Origin of the sequence: Cystobacter fuscus (assembly GCF_002305875.1) — a bacterium.
GTDB lineage: Bacteria > Myxococcota > Myxococcia > Myxococcales > Myxococcaceae > Cystobacter > Cystobacter fuscus_A.
In genome coordinates this window covers 186,595-211,192 of record NZ_CP022098.1, presented here as the reverse complement: position 1 = coordinate 211,192, position 24,598 = coordinate 186,595, and the positions used below count along the sequence as shown (strand labels likewise).

The 24,598-nt window shown below is 64.9% G+C and carries 23 protein-coding genes; 11 read left to right on the top strand and 12 right to left on the bottom strand.

The window, feature by feature from the left end; genetic code table 11:
- The first annotated feature begins 4 nt into the window (after positions 1 to 4).
- The 4 genes from CYFUS_RS00910 (at position 5) to CYFUS_RS00895 (ending at position 5,429) form a co-directional block, all read left to right on the top strand.
- On the top strand, positions 5 to 961 hold the full coding sequence (locus CYFUS_RS00910) for a DUF2381 family protein (protein WP_095983485.1): 957 nt from the start codon (positions 5 to 7) through the stop codon (positions 959 to 961).
- 387 nt (positions 962 to 1,348) lie between these two features.
- Positions 1,349 to 2,554 (top strand): DUF4297 domain-containing protein, encoded by a 1,206-nt coding sequence (locus CYFUS_RS00905; RefSeq protein WP_095983484.1) that lies wholly within the window; start codon positions 1,349 to 1,351, stop codon positions 2,552 to 2,554.
- Positions 2,551 to 4,254: a hypothetical protein gene (locus CYFUS_RS00900; RefSeq protein ID WP_095983483.1), complete on the top strand. Its 1,704-nt coding sequence runs from the start codon at positions 2,551 to 2,553 to the stop codon at positions 4,252 to 4,254. Before CYFUS_RS00905 ends, CYFUS_RS00900 begins: the two co-directional genes overlap by 4 nt.
- A 161-nt stretch (positions 4,255 to 4,415) precedes the next feature.
- Positions 4,416 to 5,429, top strand: coding sequence for a PIN domain-containing protein (locus CYFUS_RS00895; RefSeq protein WP_095983482.1), 1,014 nt, complete (start codon positions 4,416 to 4,418; stop codon positions 5,427 to 5,429).
- A gap of 594 nt (positions 5,430 to 6,023) precedes the next feature.
- Here the strand turns inward: CYFUS_RS00895 and CYFUS_RS00890 are convergent.
- The 7 genes from CYFUS_RS00890 to CYFUS_RS00860 all read right to left on the bottom strand — a co-directional run bounded on the left by CYFUS_RS00890 (position 6,024) and on the right by CYFUS_RS00860 (position 11,747).
- On the bottom strand, positions 6,024 to 7,256 hold the full coding sequence (locus CYFUS_RS00890; RefSeq protein WP_095983481.1) for an MSMEG_0569 family flavin-dependent oxidoreductase: 1,233 nt from the start codon (positions 7,254 to 7,256) through the stop codon (positions 6,024 to 6,026).
- Positions 7,257 to 7,293: 37 nt separating this feature from the next.
- Positions 7,294 to 7,596 carry an MSMEG_0570 family nitrogen starvation response protein gene (locus CYFUS_RS00885; protein WP_095983480.1) on the bottom strand — a complete coding sequence of 101 codons (303 nt, stop codon included), beginning with the start codon at positions 7,594 to 7,596 and terminating at the stop codon, positions 7,294 to 7,296.
- A gap of 1 nt (position 7,597) precedes the next feature.
- Entirely contained in the window at positions 7,598 to 8,590 is a 993-nt protein-coding gene (locus tag CYFUS_RS00880; RefSeq protein WP_095983479.1) for a sll0787 family AIR synthase-like protein, read from the bottom strand.
- Complete coding sequence (locus tag CYFUS_RS00875) at positions 8,583 to 9,140, bottom strand: MSMEG_0567/Sll0786 family nitrogen starvation N-acetyltransferase (protein ID WP_232537287.1); 558 nt, start codon at positions 9,138 to 9,140, stop codon at positions 8,583 to 8,585. Before CYFUS_RS00875 ends, CYFUS_RS00880 begins: the two co-directional genes overlap by 8 nt.
- Positions 9,140 to 10,252: an MSMEG_0568 family radical SAM protein gene (locus CYFUS_RS00870; RefSeq protein WP_198316425.1), complete on the bottom strand. Its 1,113-nt coding sequence runs from the start codon at positions 10,250 to 10,252 to the stop codon at positions 9,140 to 9,142. The genes CYFUS_RS00875 and CYFUS_RS00870 overlap by 1 nt, the downstream gene beginning before the upstream one ends.
- A complete protein-coding gene (locus CYFUS_RS00865; protein ID WP_095983477.1) occupies positions 10,239 to 11,201 on the bottom strand; it encodes a Nit6803 family nitrilase in 963 nt (320 codons plus the stop codon). The genes CYFUS_RS00870 and CYFUS_RS00865 overlap by 14 nt, the downstream gene beginning before the upstream one ends.
- 63 nt (positions 11,202 to 11,264) lie before the next feature.
- Entirely contained in the window at positions 11,265 to 11,747 is a 483-nt protein-coding gene (locus CYFUS_RS00860) for an MSMEG_0572/Sll0783 family nitrogen starvation response protein (protein ID WP_095983476.1), read from the bottom strand.
- Between the two features lie 235 nt (positions 11,748 to 11,982).
- Between CYFUS_RS00860 and CYFUS_RS00855 the strand changes: the two genes are divergently transcribed.
- A complete protein-coding gene (locus tag CYFUS_RS00855; protein WP_095983475.1) occupies positions 11,983 to 13,875 on the top strand; it encodes a sigma 54-interacting transcriptional regulator in 1,893 nt (630 codons plus the stop codon).
- Positions 13,876 to 14,606: 731 nt separating this feature from the next.
- Here CYFUS_RS00855 and CYFUS_RS51550 read toward each other — a convergent pair.
- Positions 14,607 to 14,768 carry a hypothetical protein gene (locus tag CYFUS_RS51550; protein ID WP_198316424.1) on the bottom strand — a complete coding sequence of 54 codons (162 nt, stop codon included), beginning with the start codon at positions 14,766 to 14,768 and terminating at the stop codon, positions 14,607 to 14,609.
- A gap of 73 nt (positions 14,769 to 14,841) precedes the next feature.
- Here CYFUS_RS51550 and CYFUS_RS00845 point away from each other — a divergent pair, with 73 nt between their 5' ends.
- Positions 14,842 to 15,621, top strand: coding sequence for an AAC(3) family N-acetyltransferase (locus CYFUS_RS00845; protein WP_095983473.1), 780 nt, complete (start codon positions 14,842 to 14,844; stop codon positions 15,619 to 15,621).
- A gap of 19 nt (positions 15,622 to 15,640) precedes the next feature.
- Here CYFUS_RS00845 and CYFUS_RS00840 read toward each other — a convergent pair whose 3' ends face one another.
- On the bottom strand, positions 15,641 to 16,747 hold the full coding sequence (locus CYFUS_RS00840) for an alpha/beta fold hydrolase (RefSeq protein WP_232537286.1): 1,107 nt from the start codon (positions 16,745 to 16,747) through the stop codon (positions 15,641 to 15,643).
- 239 nt (positions 16,748 to 16,986) lie between these two features.
- Between CYFUS_RS00840 and CYFUS_RS00835 the strand changes: the two genes are divergently transcribed.
- Both CYFUS_RS00835 and CYFUS_RS00830 read left to right on the top strand, forming a co-directional pair.
- Positions 16,987 to 18,090 (top strand): AAA family ATPase, encoded by a 1,104-nt coding sequence (locus CYFUS_RS00835; protein WP_157758151.1) that lies wholly within the window; start codon positions 16,987 to 16,989, stop codon positions 18,088 to 18,090.
- A 142-nt stretch (positions 18,091 to 18,232) separates the two neighbouring features.
- Positions 18,233 to 18,682, top strand: a complete 450-nt coding sequence (locus CYFUS_RS00830) for a hypothetical protein (RefSeq protein ID WP_157758150.1) — start codon at positions 18,233 to 18,235, stop codon at positions 18,680 to 18,682.
- On the opposite strand, the gene CYFUS_RS00825 is transcribed toward CYFUS_RS00830, so the two are convergent.
- Positions 18,677 to 19,429 carry a DUF5953 family protein gene (locus CYFUS_RS00825; protein ID WP_095983469.1) on the bottom strand — a complete coding sequence of 251 codons (753 nt, stop codon included), beginning with the start codon at positions 19,427 to 19,429 and terminating at the stop codon, positions 18,677 to 18,679. The two genes, CYFUS_RS00830 and CYFUS_RS00825, sit on opposite strands and share 6 nt — an antisense overlap.
- A gap of 117 nt (positions 19,430 to 19,546) precedes the next feature.
- Between CYFUS_RS00825 and CYFUS_RS00820 the strand changes: the two genes are divergently transcribed.
- Both CYFUS_RS00820 and CYFUS_RS00815 read left to right on the top strand, forming a co-directional pair.
- A complete protein-coding gene (locus CYFUS_RS00820) occupies positions 19,547 to 20,884 on the top strand; it encodes a cytochrome P450 (protein ID WP_095983468.1) in 1,338 nt (445 codons plus the stop codon).
- Positions 20,881 to 21,510 (top strand): TetR/AcrR family transcriptional regulator, encoded by a 630-nt coding sequence (locus tag CYFUS_RS00815; RefSeq protein WP_095983467.1) that lies wholly within the window; start codon positions 20,881 to 20,883, stop codon positions 21,508 to 21,510. Before CYFUS_RS00820 ends, CYFUS_RS00815 begins: the two co-directional genes overlap by 4 nt.
- A 29-nt stretch (positions 21,511 to 21,539) precedes the next feature.
- Here the strand turns inward: CYFUS_RS00815 and CYFUS_RS00810 are convergent, their stop codons facing one another.
- A complete protein-coding gene (locus CYFUS_RS00810) occupies positions 21,540 to 22,364 on the bottom strand; it encodes a class I SAM-dependent methyltransferase (RefSeq protein ID WP_095983466.1) in 825 nt (274 codons plus the stop codon).
- A gap of 689 nt (positions 22,365 to 23,053) precedes the next feature.
- On the opposite strand from CYFUS_RS00810, the gene CYFUS_RS00800 reads away from it, so the two are divergent.
- Complete coding sequence (locus tag CYFUS_RS00800; RefSeq protein ID WP_095983465.1) at positions 23,054 to 23,686, top strand: aminotransferase class I/II-fold pyridoxal phosphate-dependent enzyme; 633 nt, start codon at positions 23,054 to 23,056, stop codon at positions 23,684 to 23,686.
- Between the two features lie 153 nt (positions 23,687 to 23,839).
- Here the strand turns inward: CYFUS_RS00800 and CYFUS_RS00795 are convergent, their stop codons facing one another.
- A complete protein-coding gene (locus CYFUS_RS00795) occupies positions 23,840 to 24,598 on the bottom strand; it encodes a DUF5953 family protein (protein WP_095991725.1) in 759 nt (252 codons plus the stop codon).

The window sequence follows — 24,598 nt, the reverse complement described above, 5'->3', positions numbered from 1 at the left end:
TTCCGTGCTGCCTTCGTCTCCTGGTGCCCTCCTGGTGGTTGCCCTTCTCACTGGCGCCGCGCAAGCCGCAGAGCCGCCCCCCGTCTCTCGCTGCGCCGCGACGGCGCGATTTGACTTGGCGGCGGGCTCCCCGCAGGGGGTACCGGACGTGTGCGCGAGCGCGGACGAGCCGACGACCTTCGTCTTTGACTCCCGCGTCGCTGCGGGCACGGTGGAGTTTCAACCGGGGGGCCGCCTTGCAGATTGGGCACCAGGGCAAGAGGGGCTGAGTCTCCACGTCATTCCCAAGGCGGATTATCTGCCAGGGGAGCGGATAAAGGTGACGGTGCGCTTCGCCGATGGCGCGGCACCGGCGAGCGCGAGCTTTTGGCTCGTGGGCCATGCGGCAAAGGGGACACGCCGGGTGGAGGTGTTCCGGCAGCCGCGCCCGCCAGAGGTGCTCAAGAAAGAGCGTGACGAGGCACAGGCCGAAGCGCGCCAGTGCCAGGAGGACAAGGCGCGGCTTCTGGCCGAACGAGCGGGGCCGGGCGGGCTCATGGGGGCCGCATGGATGGAGCGAGCTGGGAGCCTCGTGTCTGGGGACGTTAGCGGGCAGTTGAAGCGCCATCTGGCAGACGCGCTCAGGTGGGATGAAGCCCGGAGCTACAGCTACACGCGCAAGGGTGAGGCCCAACCGGCAAGCGTGGCAGTGCGGCTGCGCCTCGTAAACCCCGGCGCCGAGCCCTGGACGCTGGCAGGAGCGGCGCTCGTGGACTCGACGGGGGAAGAGGTGGAGCTTGCTCGGTGGCAAGAGGCGCCCATTCCTACGGGGCCGATAGGGGGCTTTGTCGTGGTCGGCACCGAGAGGGCACCGGAGCAGCTCGGCTGCCCCTGTACCCTCAAACTGTGGGAGTCAGGCGGGCCGCGCACCGTCACCATTGGGAACGTCACGTTCCCAGTGAGCCAAAAGGCGGCGCCCTGAGCACGGCTACTGTGAGCGGTGCCGAGCCTCACGGGGCCGAGCGCCCGCCAATTTCCGGGAATCGCTCGTAGGCTGGGCTTTTTCTTTGCCCTCTGTGCCTCATGTGCCCCCAGTGTACCCAGCCGGCATCTCTGCCAGGTGCGGCGTGGAACTGGGGGACGGGTCGATCTAGTTGCGGTACTGCGCTCTCCCGGGCCTCCGGCGCGAGGTAGGCGTACCGCATGGTCATCTCGGGCAGGCGCACACTGGCGCGGCAGGGCCTGACACGCTGCGTCAGCCTCGCGTCGACCTGAGTGCGCGCAAATCCTTTTGCGCTGCGCCTCTCATAGGTGATGATCCCTCACCTAGGTGCTTCTTCTTGACTTCCCTTAGCATCCCATCCTCCCGATGACGCACGAGCAACTTGACCTTGCGAACGTCAAGCCGTCCGAGACGGGAGGTCCTCGTGCCTCCAACCGACTCGATTTTCAGAAAAACTGGACCCTTTGCCATCTTGTAGCGCGCCACAAAGAGGGCGAAGACTACGTCGTCGTCTGCGACTACCATGATGACGTTGTCGTACTTATCGGGGTGCCCACGGCTGCCAAACTTCACTTTTACCAAGTGAAGACGCGTGAGGGGAGCCCTTGGACAATGGGTCGCCTCACTTCGGCCAAGAAGAAAAAAAAGAAGAAGGTCAAAGGGCCGACAGAAACGACGAAGCTGGCCGACGACGTAGTCGATACCAGCACCGAGGATGAAGAAGAGGGTGGGTCGATTCTCGGCAAACTCTACAATCACAAACTAGACTTCCTCGATCGTCTAGGGAGCCTAAACCTCGTGTCGACCTGCTGTTTTAAGTTGAAGCTGTCGAACGGGACGAGCAGCGAGTCGAAACATCACATTACCTTCGTAGAGCTTGATGCCGACGAGCAGAAGGTCGCAGCCGACCGAGTCCAGGCAGAGCACAGCCTCACCGAGCAAGCCGAGTTCCCTGAAGCCACGCACTTTATTGTGTCTGACATGACGCCAACGGGGCACGATCAATCCGCCATCGGCGTCATCGCCACATACCTTGAGCATCGCTACGGCACTTCGGAGAGCTTTCCAGTGGCCGCGATTCACCGGTCACTCTTCGATGAGATTCGCCGACGCTCCAACAGGGAAGGAACCTGGGACGATCTTGACCTTCTTTTAAAGCAGAAGGGAGTGAGCCGTTCCGACTTCGAAAAACTGCTGAGCAAGGTCCATCCAAGACGCGACGCGGAGAGTCAGTGGTTAGAACTAAGCAAGGAACTTGAGTCGGCAAGCATTCCAGTTCGTCGGCGGATTCGCATCGGCAACTTTTGGCACCGCTATCGCGTCGAGCGAATTGATGAGTCGAACGAAATCCTTCAGCGACGCAGAGATGCAGTCGTAGCCGTCATTGAACAACTGATTATGGCCGGTATTGAAGACGTATCGACAGTATTGTCAGAGGTGTCCGCCAAAATTCCAGCGGACCAATCTTTCGACTCCGACTACACCTGTGCCATGGCTCTATATGAATTCTGCAATATCGAAGACCCGGTCGTACAAAAAACTCATCCGCAACCTTCGGAAGAAGCGCCATGAAGGCTTGGAAGCTTCGCGAGATGCTCGTGGTGTCGCCAGTCCAAAAGGCGGCCAGACGTCTAAAGTTCGACCCCGAACTGACGATAATCCGCGGCAAGAATGATACGGGCAAGTCCTCCCTTATCAAGACGATCTTCAATACATTTGGTGCTCGCCCAGCCAAACTAAGCGACCAGTGGAAGAAGTTAAATGTAACGTCGCTCATTCGATTCTCTATAGGGCCCAAGGAGTATTGTATCCTGCGAGCAGGAGACCTCTTCGGGGTCTTTGATGATGAAGCAAGGCCGTTGCACAGAGCTGCTTCGGTGGGAGAGCTTTCGCCCTATCTGGCTCAGCTTTTTGACTTCAAGCTGAAGTTGCCGGACAGAATCACCGGCAAACCTATCGTGCCCCCGCCGGCGTTCTACTTCCTGCCCTTCTACATTGACCAGGACGCTGGTTGGACCGCCACTTGGTCGTCGTTCGCCAATCTCCAGCAATTTCCCGGCGCAAAGAAAGATTTAGCTGAGTATCACGTCGGCATCTTTCCTAACGAGTATTACCAACGAAAAGCAGCGAAGGCCGAGGTTCAACAACAATTGGAAGAACCTCGAGTGAAGGAGCGCGTGCTGCGCGGCCTTCAGGCCGACATCGAGCAACGAACGAAAGAAATGACTGTTGAACTTGACGTCAAGGAGTTCAAGCTAGTCATCGACAGACTGCTGAAGCGGGCTGAGTCTCTCAAACAGCGGGAAGACGAGTATCGGACTGCAATTGTTGAATTAAGGAACCGCCTTGACGAGGTGTCAGCACAGCGAGCAATCGTCGAAAGGACTCGCGACGAACTCAGGCTTGACTACAACTATGCCAACGCGGCGCCAGATGAGGTCCAATGCCCAACATGCGGCGCCGGATATTCCAATCACATTTCAGAGCGATTCGAATTTGCAAAAGACGAGCAGCAGTGTATTGAGTTGCTTGCTGAACTCGCGAACAAAACAGTGAAGCTAGAGCGAGAGATTGCCACGGAGCAGGAGCGGTTGACGCAGTCAACGGCCGAACTACGTGAGGTAGAGGATCTCCTCGCAGCCAAGAAGAGCGAAGTAACACTCGGCCAACTCATTGAGAGCGAGGGTAGAAAGGGGTTCAGAAAAGCCCTCGAAGCCGATGTGTCTATCGTTCAAAGGCAAATCGGAGAACTCGAAGCGACGGTCCGGGGACACGATGAAGAGATGAAGAAGTTCGCGAGCAAGGAGCGTCGACAAAGCATTGTCAACGACTACCGGCACCGCATGGAACACCACTTCGCATGGCTGAACGTCAACAGCAGCGATTCCACGCTGCTCAAGCGAATCGACGCGAAGGCCAACGAGACAGGGAGCGACCTGCCACGTTCCATCCTCGCCTACACCATGAGCATCTGGGGAGTAATGAGCAAATACGGATCATCGGAAGCCTTCGCCCCAATGGCCATTGACGCGATCAATCAGCAAGAGCAGGACGACCAGAATCTCGTCAAAATGCTTACGCTCATCCGAGACCATCGTCCTCCGGGCACCCAGTTGATTATGGGTGTGGTTGACACTAAAGACGTCGAGTTCCCAGGGACGGAAGTGCGCATGACCAAGAAGTACAGCGCCCTGCTGGCAAGCGAATTCCAATCTGTCAACGATGAACTCTCCCCGTATTTGGACGCTCTTATTGCGAGCCCTCGGTTCTAGTACTACGGTGTCATAAACGTCTGGCTTCCCCTCGGATCCCTCTGCTCCACCGGCTCTGCCAGCACGTCGTTTCCCGAGGGAGAACGAACTTTATGACACCGTAGTACTAGAACGTTCCACCCACGTCCCTACTTAAGTCGACCTCCTCCTCCGGAACTAATGTGATCGTCATTCTGGATACCAACGTTCTTCACAACGACTACTTGTTCAAACAGGCGTCGCTTCAAGCGATTATTCGAGAGAGGATTCTCGGCTACCGTGTAGCCATCTCGACGGTGACGCTCTTCGAGCATGCGTCGCATTATCGAAAGGACCGCAAAGAGGCGGCAAGTATGCTACGCCGACTGGGGGTCGACGAGAGGGCCGTGTTGCCAGTCGACGACAATGACGCACGGGCCATTATCCGTAAGAATTTGGAGGCTGAGGGAATCGAGATTCTTCCGCTTCCCGCCGTTGCGCACGAGATACTTATTGACCGAGCTATTCGGGGGCAGCGCCCCTTCACCCAGGACGGCAAACAGGGCTATCGCGACGCCCTCATCTGGGAGACGGTCAAGGCAAATGCCATCAGCGAGGATGTTACGCTCATCGCTCAGGACAACGACTTCGGCAAGAAGGACCTTAGCCCGGAGTTGCGCGAGGAAACCAACGCTCTCACCCACTCGGTGACTCGGTACAAAGGGTATGACCAGTTTCTCAAAGAGTTCGTTGCCCCGAAGCTCAAGGCGTCAAAACTCGAGAATGAATTGAAAAATGGAAAGCGCCAGCTCAGCACGACAGCGGAGTTCTTGCGGCTTCTCAATTTGGAACTGGAATTCTACTCTTCTGGAGCGTCGCCCAAAGAGCTGAGGCTGCCAAACAACGCCCATTTATTTCGGATCGAGCCTCTAAATCGCCCTCCTGAACTTGTCGACGTCTCTGCGCGGCTTCTTGGCGATGGTGATGTTCTTCTCCGCCTTACATTGAGCACTCGTGTGGATGTGCTTGCGGAGTATCGGGTATACATGGGGGAGGATTACTTTGAGCCAGACTATGAGGTCTACGATATTCCCGTCACTCTAGACGTGACCGCCATTACAGCGAGCGACCTCACTTCCATCAATTCACTTAGTATCGAGCGAGTCGAGCAGAACGAGGATGCTGACGAGCCTCCTCACGAGCACGGGCGGTTGTAGACATGAGCCTCCCCAGTGCTTGGATCTTCTGAACCTTGGCGCGCCGACGGCACTTGCCCACGAAGAGGAAGACATCGCCCTTGAGGAACTGTCCTCCCAAGTGGTGCTCCACCAGGGCGGTCGGCCAGTCAAACCCCTTGTGTATGTTCACGGGGACAGTGCCGGAATAGGCAACCGCTTGCCGGTAGCTGGAGGGATGCCGGGCATCCAGGCAACTCTCGCCTCGACTGGCGACCGAGCATCGCCCGGCTGAGCCCTCGCAGCCGTCGGAAGTGATGCCCCTGTGCCGCAGCCGCTTTCGGCACAGGCACCCGGCAGTGGGAGCGGCCTATACGTTCAGGACGGCGATGGGAGCGGCGAGCGACTCGGGATCACCCAACGGTGGGAGGTAGGTAGCTCCAAGCCATGTTGCGCGTATGTCGCAGGAGCCTGCGGAATGACCTGGAACGGGACGGGACAGGAGGGGACGCGGCGGGATATCGACTCTCAAGCATTCCGGGCGGTTACGAGGTAAGGGCGCGATTCTGCTGGGAGTTTCGCACCGCCCGGCGCGGGTTCGCTTCCCGCCGCCTCCACTCGCGCTCGAGGCGAAGCTCAGTTCAGTGCACCGCTGCGTACCGCCGCGATGCGGTCCACCAGATACTCGGCATCCTGCGCCACGCCGGAGAAGCGTCCGGAGCCCCAGGTGTACAGCCAGGGCAGACCGAGGAAGTACAAACCGCGCGTGGCGGTGACGCCGCGCACGTGGCTCGGCTGGCCACGGCCGTTGAAGACCGGCAGATCAATCCAGGTGAAGTCCGGGCGGAAACCAATGCACCAGATGACCGCGGCGAGGCCCTCCACCGGCAAGGTGGTGCGCTCCTCGGACGGCCGCCAGACCGGCTGGTAGACCGAGCCCGGCGGTGCCGAGATGCCGTGCTCCAGGATGTACTTGTCGATGCTGGCGTTGATGCGGTTATAGACGGCGTCGGCGTTGTCCAGGTTGACGGCCAGGTTCGGCGCGAAGCGCAGTGTTCCGCCCTCCAGCTCCTCCAACTGCCCATGGAGTTGCATTCCCTGCATGGCGAACACACGCAGGTCGATGTCGCGCCCGCCATCCCGCCCGGTGACGTAGTGATTGGTGTTGTCTCGCACCCCCTCGCGCAAGGGGTGCCGGTCCACGCCCATGGCGTAGTAACCCATGTCCTCCAGCCAGGCGACCACGTCCCTGCCCCGGTAGAAGCGCGCACAGCGAGGTGCCTCACCCACCGCCAGGTGCACCTGACGGCCGGCCAGGTGCAGATCCTCGGCGATCTGCGCGCCGGATTGCCCGGAGCCCACCACCAGCACGGGACCGTCTGGCAGGCTCTGGGGATTGCGGTACTGCGCGGACTGGATTTGGAGCAGGGACGGTGGCAGCCGCTCGGCGAAGCGCGGGATGATGGGTGTGTGGTAGCCGCCGGTGGCGACGATGACCTGCTCGGCGCTGAACTCCCCGGCGCTGGTCACCACCTGATAGCCACCCTCGGCGCGAGTGGCGAGCCGCCGCACCGTGACACCTTCGCGAACCGGTGGCCGTACCGTCGCGATGAAGCCATCCAGGTAGGCGATGATCTCCTCCTTCTTCATGAAGCCATGCGGCTCCGCCCCCCGGTAGGGAGCGCCGGGGAGCGCACACTGCCAGTTCGGAGTGACCAGGGTGAAACTGTCCCAGCGTTGCTCGCGCCAGGTATGGGTGAGGGTGCGGCTCTCCAACACCAGATGGTTGATGTCTCGCTGCTGGAGGTAATAGCTGGCGGACAGACCGGCCTGCCCGCCACCGACGACGATGACGTTGTGATGGGACATGGGATGTATACCTCTGGGACAAGGCCTCGCGACCGTGTCAGGACTGATCGGCACCTTGGGTGAGCAGGTCGAGCACCTCGACGCGAGCGTCGCGGGCTGGGTATTGGCGGGCCAGCAGGCGGAGGCCCGCGAGACTGTCCATCGCCGAGCTGCAATAGAATCCGCGGACCTGCTTGACGCGCTCGGACGCCGCGTTGAATGCGGTCTCGGCGAGGGAGAGGAAGTCCGCCAGCGGGTAGCTGTGGCCTGCCTCGAAGTGCTCGTAGACGACCGTGGAGGGAGAATAGGCGGTGCTGACCTTGCCATCGGGCCAGCGCAGCTTGATGTTCACGGCGGGCATTTCAGTGCTCCTCGGTTCGGGGCGGGCAAGCGAAGCCGGTGAAGGGCTTCTCACGCAGGTTCCAGAATTCAGCGCGTTGGCCGGCGTGCTCGACCCACAGTCGGGCGCTGGCATCGAGCTGGCCAATGACGGCGCAGTGCACGCCCTCGGCGACGAAGGCGGCCTCCACGTATGGCCAATCCGCGGCGTCCAGGGTCATCAGGAAGCCGTAGCTTGGGAAGACTTGCAGCCAGCGCTCCAACGGGGCTCCGGCCGGACGTGGCAGGGCATCGAGCTCGACCCGGGCGCCACAACCGGTGGGTTCCAGCAGCATCAGCAGGGTGCCAAGAATGCCGGCGTTGCTGATGTCCTTGGCGGCACGCAGGCGGCCCGCCTCGGCGAGGGTCGGCAGCAGCTCCAGTCTGGCCCGCAGACACTCGCCCGGCACCCCTTCGAAAGCCTTCCAGTAGGGCGCGTCGCCATGCCAACGGCCATCGAGATCAACGGCCATCGCCAGCAACTGGCCGGGCTCCGCGTGGAGGGTCGAGAGCAACGCTCGCGCCCAACCGGTGATCGCCACCGCGAGACAGGCGGGATTGCCCGGCGCCTGATGGGTGTGGCCGCCAGCGAGGAGCACGCCATAGGCGGCACAGGCCGCTTCCATTCCGGCGAGCAGTTGATCCGCGGCGGCCGCGTCGTGGTGCCAGTAGGCATTGACCACCGCCTGGGCCCGGCCTCCCATGGCGGCGATGTCGCTGACATTGGCCATGACCGCGGACCAGCCAGCGAACCAGGGAGCCTGCTCCACGAAGGCCGGCAGCATGCCTTCCATGGCGAGGAGCTGGTAGCCATCGCCACAGCGGAACGCGGCGGTATCGTCCCCTGGTCGCGTGTAGCGCTCCTCCCCCTTCGCGGGCGGGCCAGCGAGGCGCCGGGCCGGATGCTGGATGGCTTGTTTGGAGCGCATCGCCGGCGTCTCGCGCAGACCCGCCAGCAGCGTGGCGAGCTCAGTCATGACGGTGCTCCTCGCGGAACAGCGAGCCACTGTGCCGTGGCAGGAAGGGATAGCGCTCCAGCTCCGCCTGCATCAGCACATGGGGCTGGCCGAGCAGCTCCAGGCGTTCCAGGCTGCGCCAGTGCAAGCGCTGGAACCAGCTCTCGTTGGCCGCTTGCACGGTGGCGCGGAAGGTGTGGCAGCCAAGCTCCCTGGCCCGTGCCACCGCTTCGTTCACCAGCGCCTGGCCGATCCGCGCGTGGCGGCGGTAGTCGCGCGCCACACAAAGCCTGCCGCCGTACCAGAGGCCCTCCTCGTCCTCGTAGATGCGCACCGCGCCAACCACCCGGTCGGCCATGCCGCAGGCGTGGGCCACGGCGACGATGGGGATGGCCTGAAAATCCCGGGTGTCGCGGTCCTGTTCCAGCAATTGCTGCTCACCGACGAAGACCGCGCGGCGCAGAGCATAATAGTCAGCGCGCTCCCAGGCCTCGCTGGCGGGCTTGACCCGCAGATCGTCGGCGCGCCAGGGCTCGAAGGTGTCCGGGACCAGGGCGAAGGAGGCACTCATCACTCGTACCCCTTGAGCGCCGAGCAGGCTCCACATCGGGCGCAGCCGGCCTTGATGCGTTCCGAGTGCAGCCCGTGACGGCGCAGGCTGACGCCCAGACGTGAATAGAGCCGCTGCATGAACGCGCTGTCGGGCTTGGGGTGATGGGCGAGCGGTGTGCCGTCGATGGGGACGAAGGGCACCACGAAGGGATACACCCCGAGCGCGACCAGGCGCTCGCCCATGGCGGCGATGGCGTCTTCGCTGTCGCCCAGGCCCGCGAGGAGATAGGTGCTCACCTGGCCGCGGCCAAAGACCGAGACGGCGGCGGCGAAGGCATCGAAGTAGCGTGTCAGCGGCACTCCGGCCTTGCCCGGCATGATCCGCTGGCGGACCTCGTCGGTGACCGCCTCCAGATGCATGCCGAGCGACACCACGCCACTGTCCGCCAGACGTTGGAACCACGCGTCGTCGTCCGGCGGCTCGCATTGGGCCTGGATCGGCAGATTCACCGCGGCGGTCACCGCGGCGGCGGATTCACAGAGGATGGCGGCGCCGCGATCCGGCGTCTGGGGCGTGCCGGTGGTCATCACCATGTGCTTGACGCCGTCCAGTTCCACCGCCGCCCGGGCCACTTCGGCGAGCTGGGCCGGGCGCTTGCGGGCGATCGTCTTTCCGGCGGCCAGCGACTGGCCGATGGCGCAGAACTGACAGGCGGTGGCGGCCTCGTTCATGCGCACGCAGTGCTGGAGCACCGTGGTGGCCAGCACGTCGCGGCTGTGCAGGGTGGCGATCTTCCAGTAGGGCGTGCCCTCCGCGGTGGTGAGACCGTAGAAGCGAGGGACCCCCGGCAGTTGGACTTCGCCCACGGGAAGGCCCTCGCGGAAGAGCCGCGCCCGCGTACCGCTCTCGTCGGGCACCGCGGCGTAGGGCGAGTCCAGCGAGGCGCGGTTGAGCATCGGCACCATGGCCGTGCGCTCGCCCAGACCGAGCGCCTTGTGATCCGAGGGCCCGGCGCCCCCCTTTCGAGACAGGCCGTCGGCGCCCTGCCAGCGGACACCATGGCATTGCAGCTCGAGGAGCAAGTCATTGGTCGGCAAGGGCACGACCGGAGGGGTTTCACTGCCGGACATGGGGAGTCTCCTCGAGGTTCTCATGCCGATCATGGACGTGCGCGGTGGCCCGGCGGTCGATCAGCAGGCTGAGCAGCTCCGGACGGCTGTAGTGGCCGACCGAGTCCATCATGCGTTTGCGCTTGTCGATGAGCGTGAGGTCGAGGTCGGCGATCACCACCCCTTCACCGCCGCGCAGCGGTTCGCCGAGAAGTCTACCTTCCGGCGAGACGATGGCGGTGAAGCAGCCACCGGAGATGGGTCCCATCGCGCAACCCGTGTCCTCCATGAGCCGCGCCTGTTGTTCCGGGCTGAGCCAGGCGGTGGCGTTGACCACGAAGCAGCCGGATTCCAGCGCGTGGTGACGGATGGTGACCGCGATCTGCTCGGCGAAGATCTCGCCCACCAGCGAGCCGGGAAACATCGCCGCGTGGATCTGCTCGCCATCGGCCATCAGCGCGTAGCGTGCCAGCGGGTTGTAGTGTTCCCAGCAGGCCAGCGAGCCGATCCGGCCGACGCGGCTGTCCACCGCGCACAGGCCAGAGCCGTCGCCCTGACCCCAGACCATGCGCTCATGGTAGGTCGGGGTGATCTTCCGGCGGCGCTGGATGAGCCGGCCATCGGCATCGAACAGCAATTGGGCATTGTACAGGGTGCCCCCGTCGCGCTCGTTGACGCCCAGGGACACCACCATGCCCGCCTCGCGACAGGCCTCGCCAATGCGCTCGGTGATGGCGGAAGGCACGATCACCGACTCGTTCATCAAGCGCAGGTGTTCCTTGCCCATGGCCACGGGGGCCTGGACGTAGGAGAAATAGGGGTAGTAGGGCACCACGGTTTCGGGAAAGACCGCGAACTGCACGCCGTCGCGACCCAGTTCGAGGATCTGCTCGCAGATCTTCGCGACGGTGGCTTCGCGGCTGTAGAGCACCGGGCTGAGCTGCACGGCGGCGGCACGAATGCTGGGCATGGCGGAGGGTCCTCGCTGGAAATGACGGCACCCCTCCCGCGTCGCGAGAGGGGTGAAGACGATTCAGGCCGTCCAGGTGTCGATGATCAGCGCGCCCTCGCGGCGCATCAGCAGGCGCAGGTCCATCACGTCCAGCGGATTGATCGGACGAATGCCCTCGATCAACGCCTTCTCGGTCTGTCCGTAGAGCGCCTGCAGGGCGAAGCGGCACGCATACACCTCGCCGCCTTCCTTGATGAAAGCCTTGAGCTGGTTGTTCACCGCCATGTGCCCGGGGAAGGCCTCCGCGCCCAGCGTCGGAAAGCCCCGCTGCACGCCCAGCTGCACGCCGGGGCCGTACAGCAGCACCTTGGTCTCGAAGCCCTTGCGCAACAAACGCTTCGCCTGGAGCATGTTGACCAGGCCGATGGAGCCCTCAAAGGCGATGGTGTGGAAGGTGATCAAGGCTTTCTCGCCGGGTTTGGCCTTGACGTCCTCGAAGACCTTCTCCTCGTAGTTGACGAGGAAATCACCATCCTTATAGGCGGGAATATCTACGCTTGGCATTGCACTGTCTCCAGCAATCGCGGCGCGCCGGGTCCGGCGCTCCAGGGGGTTCGGTGGAGATGATTGCGAGGGACATGCCAGAATGGCTGGCCGCCCTCTCGCCGGGGAGTATCCTCCTGGAATCACTGGGTTTGTACGTCCGGACGGCGGTTCACGTCTTCTGACCCGGTGCTACGAAAGGCCGTAGATTCACGAAATTTCGTAGTGTTTCGTACGAACTCCCGTAGGTGTACGAATGGAAGACCCCGATTACATCTCTGGCGTTACCCTGCTCACGTACCCCGCTCGGCACATGGCCTTCGAACATTGCAGCGCGGCCATTGTGTTGCTCGCGCCCCTCGCCGACCGCTTCGAGGATCTCAACGTCGCCGCCAGCCACCTGCTCGGCTATACACGCCAGGAGTTGCTGACCCTGCCGACGGCGAGAATCTTCGGTCACCAACTGCCGGACCTGATGGCCTTCACCCAACACGCCATGGAGCACGGCAGCGCCTGGAGCGACCGCTTCACCTGCCAGCGGGGGAATGGCGAGGATCTCCCGGTGGAGATCTCCGCGACCCATCTCCCCTTCAAGGGCCGGCCACACCTGGTGCTGACCCTGCGTGAGCATCGCGGCGAACGCGGCCATCAGGACAAGTCACGGACCGAGCAGACCCTGCGCGGTGGACTCATCGAGTGGCGCGATGTCCTCGAGCTGTTCCAGGAAAACGAGCGCGGCAACCAACTGCTGCTCAGCGCGGTGGGTGACGGAATCTACAGCATCGACAACCAGGGCATGGCCACGTTCGTCAACCCAGCCGCGGCGCGCATGTTCGGCTGGAGCGTGGAGGAGATGATCGGCAAGAACGTCCATCGCATCCATCACCACAGCCACGCCGATGGCAGGCCCTACCCTGACGAGGCTTGTCCGATCTACCAGGCGGTCCAGGACGGCCTGGTCCACGAGGGCCGCCAGGAGGTGTTCTGGCGCCGCGATGGCACGGCCTTTCCGGTGGAGTTCACCAGTACCCCGGTGCTCGCGAACGACCGGATCATCGGCGCGGTGGTGGTGTTCCGCGACATCACCGAGCGGCGCAACACCGAATTGCAGCTCCAGAAGGCCCTGGCCGAGCTGCGGACGCTCAAGGAGCGGCTGGAGGAGCAGAACGCCTATCTCCAGGAGGAGATCAGTACCGAGCACCAGTACCGCGATATCGTCGGACGCAGCGCGCCCATCCTGAAGATCATCCACCAGATCGACGTGGTGGGCCCCACCGATGCCAACGTCCTGATTCATGGCGAATCCGGCACGGGCAAGGAGCTGATCGCCCGGGCCATCCATCAGGCCAGCCAGCGTCGCGACCATCCGCTGATCCGGGTGAACTGCGCGGCGATCCCCGCCGAGCTGTTCGAGAGCGAGTTCTTCGGTCATCTGCGCGGCGCCTTCACCGGGGCGGTACGCGACCGCATCGGCCGCTTCGAACTGGCCGACGGTGGCACCCTGTTCCTCGACGAGATCGGCGAGATTCCCTTGGAGTTGCAGAGCAAGCTGCTGCGGGTGCTCCAGGAAGGCCAGTTCGAGCGGGTCGGCGAGGAGCGTACCCGGAGCGTGAACGTCCGCATCATCGCCGCGACCAACCGTGACCTGCGCGCCGAGGTGGTGGCCAGACGTTTCCGCGAGGATCTGTTCTTCCGCCTCAACGTCTTTCCCATCCATTCACCGAGCCTGCGCGAGCGCCGCTCGGACATTCCCCTGCTGGCGGCGCACTTCATCGAGCACATTGGCGCGCGGCTGAAACTGCCGGGGCGGCGACTGAGCAAGGGCGACATCGCGCGGCTGCAAGGCTACGACTGGCCAGGCAACATTCGTGAGTTGCAGAACATCATCGAGCGGGCGTTGATCACCTCGCGGGGCAAGGAGCTGAACATCGACCTGCCCGTGAGTGATACCCAGGTCCACCAGGAACTCGTGGAGCCCCGGAAGATCCTCACCGAGGCCCAGCTCCGCGAACTCGAACGCGACAATCTGCGCGCGGCGTTGGAGGCCTGTGGGGGCAAGCAGTTCGGAAAGGGGGGCGCCGCCGAGTTGCTAGGCATCAAGCCCACCACCCTGGCGTCACGCTTGAAGAAGCTGGGCATGATCAGCTGAACGCTGGATGGATGAGGCGGCGGGTTCGATTTCCGCCGCCTCCACATTCAGACAGAGGGTGTTGAACCAGGGCAATCAGGCGAGCCAGCGGAACGTGAACCGGCTCATGCCCAGATGGATGAGCGCGGCGGAGGACTCCTCTTTCCGCTCGTGGTTCTTGGAGAGACACCGCTCCCGAAAATGGCGAAAGCAGAAAACTCCATGGGACCGGTGAACAAGCTGTAGAGGATTGCACTTCCGTGCCACGCACTTCAAGTTTTTGAGGTGTGGTCACCCATGGAGGGTGAGCTGGAGGGGGATAACATGGAGAGCCAGACCAAAACCGTCCGGATGCAGCGGCGGGTCCTGTTGGCTTTTATCGCGCTGGTGGGGGCCTCAGCTTGCGGTGGTTCTGGCCCGGGCGAATCCGCGGGCACCAGCGAGCCCGCGGAGGGGACGCTGTCCTGTGGTGGCCTTGGGAGCGGAGAAGTGCTCTTCAGGGGGCAGTCGGTCGGTTCATGTAATGGCAGGGCCTTCCTGACCCATCAGGGAGACGGCAACGTCGTGGTTTATGATCGAGTAGGTCCACTCTGGAGCACGAATACGTGGGGCAGTGATACGTCCGCCTTCTTAATGCAGACAGACGGGAACCTCGTCCTGTACGCGGGAAACGGCCAACCCCTCTGGTGGTCCGGGACCTATGGAAACCCTGGTGCACGGCTGGCCATGCAGGATGATTGCAACCTTGTCATCTACAACACTGCCGGCAACCCCATCTGGGCAACCATGACCTTCTGTCGATGATCGACAGGTAAATGCTCGCCGAGCCCCGTGGCCGAGGAGATGAACGACGAGCGCAGGGCAGCCGGGAAGGTGCTCGCCCCTGGAAGGATGTCGATCGAGTTCTTCGACATCCTTCCAGGGGCCAAACTCCCCCGACCTGGTGGATGCTCGATGGCCGGCCGCGCGTGTACCCTTCGGAGCACCATGAGACAGGAACTGAGCGTCGAGCAGGTGGCCACCCAGCTTCGGGCATTGGGCGTGCGTCGGGGAGGCGTGCTGCTCGTGCATACGTCGTTCCGAGCGGTGCGCCCGATTCAAGACGGCCCCCTGGGGTTGCTCCGCGCGCTGCGGCTCGCGCTCGGGGAGGAGGGCACGCTGGTCATGCCGACGATGACCGATGGCGAGTCCCTCTTCGACCCCGCGTCGACACCGACTCACGATATGGGCATCACCGCCGAGCTGTTCTGGAAACAACCGGGCGTCCGGCGCAGCACGCATCCGGGCGGCTCGTTCGCCGCCGAGGGGCCCCTGGCCGAGCGCGTCTGCGCACCCCAGCCACTGTCCCCCCCGCACGGTCCCGACAGCCCGGTGGGCCACGTCCATGAGCTCGCCGGACAGGTGCTGCTTCTCGGTGTGGGCCACAGCGAGAACACCACGTTGCACCTGGCGGAGGCCCTCGCGGGCGTCCCCTACTCCATCGAGCACCCCTGCGTGGTCGAGGTCGACGGCGCCGCACGCACCGTGATGATCGCCGAGACCGATCATTGCTGCCGTCGCTTCCAGCTCCTCGACGCACCCCTGCGCACCCGGGCGCTGCAACACGAGGGCCCCGTGGGCCACGCCCCGGCGCGGCTGTGCGACTCGCGCGACGTCGTCACCGTCGCGCTGGAGCTCCTCGCCTTGAACCCACTCCTGTTTCTCTGTCCTCCCGAAGAGCACTGCGAGGAGTGCGACCTGGCGCGGGCCAGCATCCGCGCCTCGTGATCGCGAGCCTCTCCACCCTTCACCGCGCGCAGCCGGGCGCGGGACCCGGACCCATGCCCACGAGCCGCGTCGACCACTCCTGGGCCACGGCGAACCACCGGGGCGCGTCCAGAATGGTGTTGAGCATATGGCCCGCGCCGGGCAGCACCCACGCCTCCACACACGGCACCCGCGGGCCAAGCCGGGGCGCCTCGATGGCGAGCAGCGTCTGGGCGTTCGCGCACAGGTTGCCGCTGGTGAGGGTGGGACCGCAGAAGAGCGTGTCCCCGGCGCCGTTGGCGAGCAGCACCGGAACACGGATGTCCAGCGGGCGCGCGATGACGGTGGGAAAGAGGGAGAACTCGGTGAGCGTCAGCGTGCTCTTGGTCCGCTCGTCGAGGGCGATCACCGCGGGGTCCGCCTTGCCCGGGGCATAGAAGGTGATCTGGCGCGAGCCGGGCACGGTGCTCAGGTACGTCAGGTCATAGCCCTCACCGAAGAAGGCCGGCTCCAGGGCGGCGGGCCGCAGGGGCAGCAGGACATTCAACGGGGCGGTGGGCTGGAAGGTATGGCTCACCCCGCTGAGGATGACGCCATCGACATCCTGGTAGTCGGTCGCCTCGTACCAGGCGGTGAAGGAGCCGTAGGAGTGGCCGACGAGCACCACCTTCTCGAAGCCGAGCGCGCCCGCGGGGCCTCGCACCGAGCCCGCGCGCAGCGCCTGGACCACCTGGTGGACGACATAGGCGTTGGACTCGATGGTGACGAGGGCGCCCAGGGGACGGGAGCTCGCCCCGCCGCCGATGCGATCCATGGCCAGGGTGGCGAAGCCCGCCTCCAGCGCCGCGTTCACGTACGAGTAGCGCGCGGTGCCTCCCGTGGGATCCGGGAAGTCCCAGTGTAGATGGGTGTAGGTGATGCCGTGCACGAGCAGTTGCACCGTGGCGGGCGGCGGGCCCTCGGGCAAACACAGGCGAGTGAACACCTGTTGATCCCTGGGCAGACCGGGCGCGAGCGCCACCGCGATGAGATTGTCCTGGCAGCCCCGCCCGGCCGCGAGCGCCGGAGCCCCCGGCCCGAGCAGTGCTCCCAGAACGATCAAACCCAGTGCCACGTTGGCGGGCATCCGCCACGTCCACGTCGTCATGTGCATCCCTTCGGGCAGTCAGGTGGATACCCTACCGCCAGGGAGTGACGTTTCACGAGGCCCCCTCCCCACCGGGCCGCCAGGGTTGTCCACGAGGACACCTTGCCCCCATCGCCGGAAGGTGGCGGCGAACCCGAGCAAGAACGCAGGAGGGTGGGGCCGTGTGGAGCGGGTAGTTCCGCCATCGGGTTCGCTTCTGGTCGAGCCCTACCAGAAGCACTATGGTGGAGCGACCCACGATGATCACGCGCATCTTCGCCGACAACTATCGCTGCCTCGAGCGGGCCACGCTCGAACCGGGCGCCCTCACGTTGCTCCTGGGCCCGAATGGTGCAGGCAAGAGCGCGGTGTTCGAAGTCCTGTTCAAGCTTCGGCAGCTCGTCGTTGACGGTAGCTCCGTGGCGTCGCTGTTCCCGGACTCGACGCGAACCCGTTGGCTTGGCAAGAGCATCCAGACGTTCGAGCTCGGGATGAAAGGACCGGATGGCGCCTACACGTACCGGCTGACCATCCATCACGAGCGAGGTCAGGACAGCGTCATCGAGCGTGAGGAGATCCTCCACGAGAACCAGGTGCGCTACTCGTTTTCTGGAGAAGAGGTGAAGGTCTGGCCCTGGACTGGAGGTGTCAACTTCACCTTCCCGGCGGGGTCCAAGGTGTCGCCATTGTCGAACCTGCCGAGCAAGTACCGTTCGGAGGCATTGACCTGGGTCAGGGACAGGTTGGCTCGTATCTGGGTCTTCCGTCCGGTGCCGCAGACCCTGGATGCCGTGGCCCAGGAAGACAAGGGAAGCTTCCTGGAAAGAGACCTGTCCAACTTCGCCTCCTGGCTTCTGGCCATGCACGACGCTCGTGCGACGTTCCCACGCAACCTCAAACGAAGCCTGCGCATCGTGCTCGAAGGGTTCCGGGACTACGAGTTCGAGCAGCACGGGCGTGGCAGTCATCTGCTCCTGTTCTCGTTTGCCTCACCGCGACGGCGTGGGCGCGTCGTCTTCGCCTTCAACGAACTCTCAGAGGGGCAGCGCGCGCTGGTCGTGCTCTACGCGTTGCTGCACGCGGTTTCCGGTGAGGCGAGCACGCTCTGCATCGACGAGCCGGAAAACTTCCTCTCGCCGCGAGAGATACAACCCTGGCTCAATCGCCTGATGGACGAGACGGAGGCGGGTGGCCAGGCGCTGCTCATCTCCCACAACCCCGGGTTGATCGACCTCCTCGCCCCCACGCAGGGTCTTCTTCTCGAGCGCGAGGGCGGTGGGCCAGCGCGGGTACGCCCGGTTCCTGTCAATGGCGCGGGATTGCCCGTGTCCGAACTGCTCGCGCGGGGGTGGGTCGATGGGTAGTCGGCGCGTCCGAGTGGTGGTCCTCTGTGAAGGCATGGCTGACTATCGGTTCGCTTATCGGTGTCTCCGGCAGTGTGGATGGAGAGAGGACCAGATCACCGCCAACATCTCTCGGAGTGGACGGGGCTCGGCATACGACCACGTGCTTGACGCCTATCCGGCGGAGGTCCACGCCAACCGCAAGGGTATGGGGCAACGGGATCTTCTCGTGGTCATTGATGCGGATACCCAGCCAGAAGGGGGAAGGGAGCGACAGCTCGCCGAGCGCTTGCGCGTCGCGGGTGAGTCGGCGCGAGGGAGAAAAGAGCGGATCTCCCTCTGGGTACCCCGGCGCCAGATGGAGACCTGGGTTCGCTTCCTGAAGCACGGAAAGGCGGACGAGCAGACCGACTACAAGAGGATCCATGCGGTTCGGGACGAGGATCGCCAACCCGCGGCGCAGAAGTTCGCGCGGATGCTGGCGACGCGGCAACCGATGCCTCATGGCGTGGTGCGCTCGATGCGCAAGGCCGTGGACGAGTTCGAACGAATCCGGGCCGCACCGGCCGGGCAGAGTCCGGTGCGGCGTAAGCGCAAGGGGCCCCGTTCATGAGGCGCCGCTGAAGGTGCGGTCGACAGGCGCTCCGCCCATCCGTGGAAATCGCTTGTATCCGCGCAGGAGCGCGTCGATGTGGTTGGGATTACCCAGGTCGAGCGGCGTCTCCGTGAGCCGCACCATCCAACCGCCTGTCGCGGTGCGCTTCGCCCGCGAGAGCAGGTCCGCGTCACGCGTGGGATCCGGAAAGCCGAGGGTCCGTGCGGCGGCGGCCGACCAGTAGTTCAGCCACCCCAGGTGCCATGGAATCTCAGGGGAGCGGGTGTCCTCCGAGCGCTCGAGCATGGGCCGCCCCGGTGGAGGAACTCGCGGCTCCATCCCCGCCACCATGTCGTTCGGCGTCGCATGCCCCCAGTACGCACGGACCCCTTCCGCCACACGCTCCAGCAACTCCGCCGCCGCCCCGATATCGACCGCGCCCAGGGGCCACTTCGCATGGATTTCGAATTGGTCCCGCCCACTTGGAGAAAGCGCCGCCGGCCGTTCCCACCCAATGAGTGTCACCAGGTGGCCCGCGCCCGCGACGCGAGGTCGCGGAGGTTCCTCGTGCACGGCTTCCTCGCCGAGCCAGGCATCGCGCTGAGGCGAGGGGATGAACCGCCCCCCGTCGGAGACCGACCAGGCCAGGCGCAAGCCAGGAGGCGTGTGTCCCGGCCCCGACGCAACGGAGAGAAGACGCTCGTCATTGCTCTCGAGCGCTGGGGCGTAGACACCGAAGATGATGGAGTTGCGCGAGGCCGTCATCCAGGCACCAGACCATGGCGACGACGCCCAGGCGTAGGGGAATCGAGAGGTTGCAGGAAACTGGGGAAACTTTTATAGTTTCCTGAGTTTCCCGCGTCGTTCCCAGGAGGTCGAGCCATGACCACCCCGCAGTTGCCGTCCGGACCCCGCATCACCCCGGTGCAGACGTTCCGCTTCCTCCGGGACACCACCCGCTTCTTCCTCGACTGCCGCGCGCGCTACGGGGATCCGTTCACCGCGCCGCTGCCGGTGGGCAACGTGGTCGTCACCGGAGACCCGGAGGGCATCCGCGACATCTTCAGCGCGGACCCGGCCCTCTTCGAGCCACTGGGCCAGCTCCCCCTGGCCCCCGCGGTGGGAGACAACTCGCTGCTGCTGATGGCCGGGCAGCGCCACAAGCGCGAGCGCAAGCTGCTCATGCCCCCCTTCCACGGCGAGCGCATGCGCGCCTATGGGCAGCTCATGAGGGAAATCACCCTGCGCTCGGTGGAGACGCTGCGTCCGGGAGGCCCCTTCCGCGCCCAGGAGCTCACCCAGTCCATCTCCCTGGAGGTCATCATCCGCGCCGTCTTCGGCATCGAGGAGCCGGCGCGCATGCGGCGCTACCGCGAGGTGCTGGTGGGCTACATGGAGTCCTATACGCCGCTGCTGATGATGGCGGTGCCGCTGCGGCGTTCCTTCGGAGGCGTGGGCCCCTGGGCCCGCTTCCAGCGCTACGTGACGGAGCTGGACCAGTTGCTGACCGAGGAGCTCTCCACCCGGCGCGGGCACGAGGTGGGCCACACCGACATCCTCAGCCTGCTGCTCGCCGCGCGGGACGAGGAGGGCCAGCCCATGACCGACGCGGAGCTGAAGGACGAGCTGCGCACCCTGCTCATCGCCGGCCACGAGACGACGGCCATCGGCATGGCCTGGGCCCTCCATCACCTGCACCGCGCCCCCGGGACGATGCAGCGGCTGCTGGAGGAGCTCGCCCCGCTGGGTCCGGAGCCCGAGCCGGAGGCGCTCGTGAAGCTGCCCTACCTCACCGCGGTGTGTGACGAGGCGCTGCGCATCCACCCCATCGTGCCCGTGGTGGGCCGCCGCACCGTGGCCCCCTTCACCCTGCGCGGGCGCGAGCTGCCGCCCGGCACGGGCGTCATGGCCGCCATCTGCCTGGCACACGTGGACCCGGTGCTCTACCCCGAGCCCGACAGCTTCCGTCCCGAGCGCTTCCTGGAGCGCAAGTACTCGCCCTTCGAGTACCTGCCCTTTGGTGGCGGGGCGCGGCGCTGCATCGGAGCGGCCTTCGCGCAGTACGAGATGCGCACCGTCCTGGGCTCGCTGCTGGCCGCGCACCGCTTCTCGCTCGCGAACGACACGCCGGAGCGCCCGGTGCGCCGCAACATCACCATCGGCCCCGCCAGGGGCGTGGAGATGGTGTACGAGGGGCCGCGTCGGGGAGCCCTCGCATGACGGAAGTGGACGATGCGCGCGCGCGCATCCTGGAGAAGGCCGAGCAGAGCTTCCTCGCCCACGGCTACTCGCGCGTGACGATGGATGACATCGCCACCGAGCTGCGGATGAGCAAGAAGACGCTCTACCGGCACTTCTCCAGCAAGGAGGAGCTGGGCGAGGCGGCCATCGTGGCCATCCTCGCCCGCATCGGCGAGGAGCTGCGGGCCCTCCTCGAGGACGAGCGGCGGGACTTCGGCGAGCGGCTGGAGGCCTTCACGCGGACGCTGGCGGGCCACTACGGACGCGGGGCCGCGGTGCTCCGGGACTTGCAGCGGGACGCCCCCGCGCTCTGGCACAAGCTGCTGGAGCTGCGGCGCCAGGCGGTCCAGGAGCGCTTCGGTGCGTTCGTCGCCGCGGGGGTGAAGGCGGGGGTGCTGCGCTCGGACGTGGAGCCCCGGCTCGTCATCCGCATGGTGCTCACCCTGGTGGACCAGCTCCTGCGGCCCGACGTGCTGGTCGAGCTGGAGATGACGGCGGAGCAGCTCTACCCCCGCATGCTGGGCGTGGTGCTCGATGGCATCCGCGCGAGGCCGGGAGGCCCCCCTCCCCCTGCGAACAAGCCGCGCGGCACACGGTCCAGGTGAGCAGCCCCTGGGAGAAACTTGTCGAGGGCCTAAAACGCATAGCGCAGGTGACGGATCAGGTGCCGATAGAACGGCAGCCGGCCCATGACCCCGTGCATCGCCCCGGAGAACCAGTTCCTGGACAGCCGTTCGACCAGCTCGGGCATCGTCAGGAACTCGACTTCCTCGGCGAGGTGGAGCTTCGGGACCTGCTTCTCGAGTTCGCGCGGATCGTCGACTCCCCAGACGAGCTCGACCTTCGCGCCGCGCACCGTCGCGAGGCGGGAGACCAGGCGCACCATTGCTCCGCTGTAGCCGTCGAACGCGAGCTGCCCGCTCGGAAACTGCTCGGTGATCCGCCGGAACAACGCCGTCCCGTCCTTCTCGTGCAGGTACATCACCAGTCCCTCGGCGACGACGAGAACTGGCGTGTCTCCAGGGATCGCGTCGAGCCAGGAGAGCTCGGTCACCGAAGCGCCCATCCGGCGATAGCCGTCGCGCTCCGGATACAACTGCTCGCGCAGGGCGATGACGTCGGGAAGGTCGACGTCGAACCAGCGGACCTTCGGCCCCGGGTCGATCCGGTACACGCGGGTGTCCAGGCCGCAGCCAAGGTGCAGGACCGTCGACTCGGGGTTCTCGGAGAGGAACGCTCGCGTCCACTGGTCGAAGTGCCGAGCCCGCATCGGCAGGGTGATCTCGCCCCCCTTCGGGAGCTTCAACGCCTTGAAGTCGTAGTCGATGCGGGCCGTGGCGTCCGCCGCGAATCGATCCCCGAGGATTGGATTCTCGACCGCGGCATCCATCGCCTTGCCGTACAGCGTGGCGAGATACGTCTCCTTTTCCCTGGCCAGACGAATCTTCTTCGTTTCCATCGTTGCCTCGAGCCCGTGGCGGCGCCAATCGCCGCCAGCCAAACAAATAAAGCCCGAGCGCCGACGCTGATCAATCCACGTCTCCGCGTGCGGTGCCCGAGTTGGAGCAACCTCCATTGGCCTGACCGGTACTTTTGCTCTCCAGCCCTAACGGAGATGTCTCCGTCCGTGCTCCCAACACGGACGTCGAGGTCGATGCCCAGGACTCGTCCGGACCGTGAAGCCCTGGGTTCCAAGTTGATATGGAAAACTCGTTCACTCACATTGGCAATCATTGGCGCGATCTCCCTGCCCCTGCTGGCGATCGCTCACGCGAACGGACACTCCGGTACGGTCACGCCCATCTTCTCCCAACCCATCCCCAACATTCCTGGCAAGTCGGTGAAGGCCCTCGTGGTGGAGTACCCGCCCGGTGGTTCATCGCCCGCCCATCGGCACGCGCCGTCGGCCTTCATCTACGCCCATGTCCTGTCAGGAGAAATCCGCTCACGGCGTCAGCGAAAACACCAGCGCGACCAAGCCCGCCAGGCTCCTGGCCGTCTTCGTCGTCGACACCGATGACAAGGAGCTGACGACCCCCGATAAGGAATAGGGCAACGGACGGGCCACCGGGGTCTGTCCCATGGACACGGATCCTGTACCATCCGGTGCGTGCCCCCCAAACTTCGGCCACCGTGTGGGCTCGAGTCATGGCGAAGGCGGCACGAGCGTCCGCCTCGGCGCCGGTGAGCTATCCCGACCCGCGCGGCCGCCTCGAGCTGCGCCGCGAGATCGCCGCCTATCTGACCATCGTCCGTGGCATGCGCTGCGATCCTTCCCAGGTGTTCGTGACGGCTGGCTTCTCCGGCGCCCTGGGTCTCACGCTGCAGGTCTTGCGGCCGCACGGCGAGGTCTGGATGGAGGAGCCCGGCTTTCCCATCACGCGCAGGGCGCTGGAGTTCACCGGCCTGACGGTGGTCCCGGTCCCCGTCGACGAGGAAGGGATGGTCGTCGCCGAGGGCATCCGCCGCGCGCCGCACGCCCGGCTGGCGGTCGTCACGCCGGGTCAACAGGCTCCGCTCGGAATGACATTGTTCCTGGCACGCCGTCTGGCCCTGCTGGACTGGGCGCGAGCGACCGATGCGTGGATCATCGAGGACGACTACCTCGGCGAGTTGCAGCTCGAAGGCCGCGCCGCCCCCGCCCTGGCGTCGTTCGAGCCGGAGGGCCGGGTGCTGGGCGTCACCAATCCGGTCGAACGTCGCCTCGCCTCGGACTGCGACCGCTTGCTCGAGCTGATCCGGTGTGCCCGGCGCCCTCCCTCTTCCCGTGGACCCCAGTGAAACAACCGAATCACAGCGCTCAAGTCGTTTGCCTCCTGGTTGAGGGAGCAAGGCGCGCTGTCCCAGGCGGAGGACCCCACCGTGTCCCTCAAGGTGCCGGTGACGCGGCCCGAGAAGGCCATGCGGGAAGAAGCTGGACAAGGTGCCGAGCCCTCAAGAGGTGGCGCGCCCGCCAATCGCCGGGAAGCGCTCGTAGGCCCGTTTGAGCGCGTCCAGGTGCATGGGGTCATCCAGGTCGAGTGGCGCATCGGTGAGCCTGACAACCCACCCACCCGTTGCGGTGCGCCGCGCCCGTGAGAGCAAATCCGCGTCGCGGGTGGAGTCCGGAAAGCCGATGGCCCGCGCGGCAGCATCCGACCAGTAGTTGAGCCACCCGAGGAAGTGCGGAATCTCAGGCACGGGGATGTCCCATGGGAGTTTGAGCGAGGGCAGCCCTTCAGGCGGGACGTGCGGCTCATCCCCCGGGTGGCGAAACTGCTGCGCCACTGTCTCGGCCACCCCATCCGGATCCATGTGTCCCCAGATCGCGCGAGCGCCCTCCGCTACGGCCTCCAGCGCATCCGCTGCCGCCGCAATACCTGCTTCATCGTGTGGAAGCCTCGCGTGGACTTCAAAGTGTGGCGTCATGTCCGCGGCAAGACCTCTCGCGTTCTCCCATCCGGTAAGCGTCACGACGCGATTCTCGTCGTCATTGCAGAGGAACGGAAACCCGTTGTCTGTCCTATCTGTCGCGACCCACTCATCACGGTGCGGCAATGCAATGAGGTCGTCCCTTTCAGAAGTCGTCCACCCCAGCCGCAAGCCGGGAACCGCGCGCTCCATTCCATGGACGATGACAAGAGGGCGCCCATCGTCGCCCACAAGCGCAGGTGCGTAGACGGTAAGGTGTAAAGATTTTTGTGTGGCTGCCAT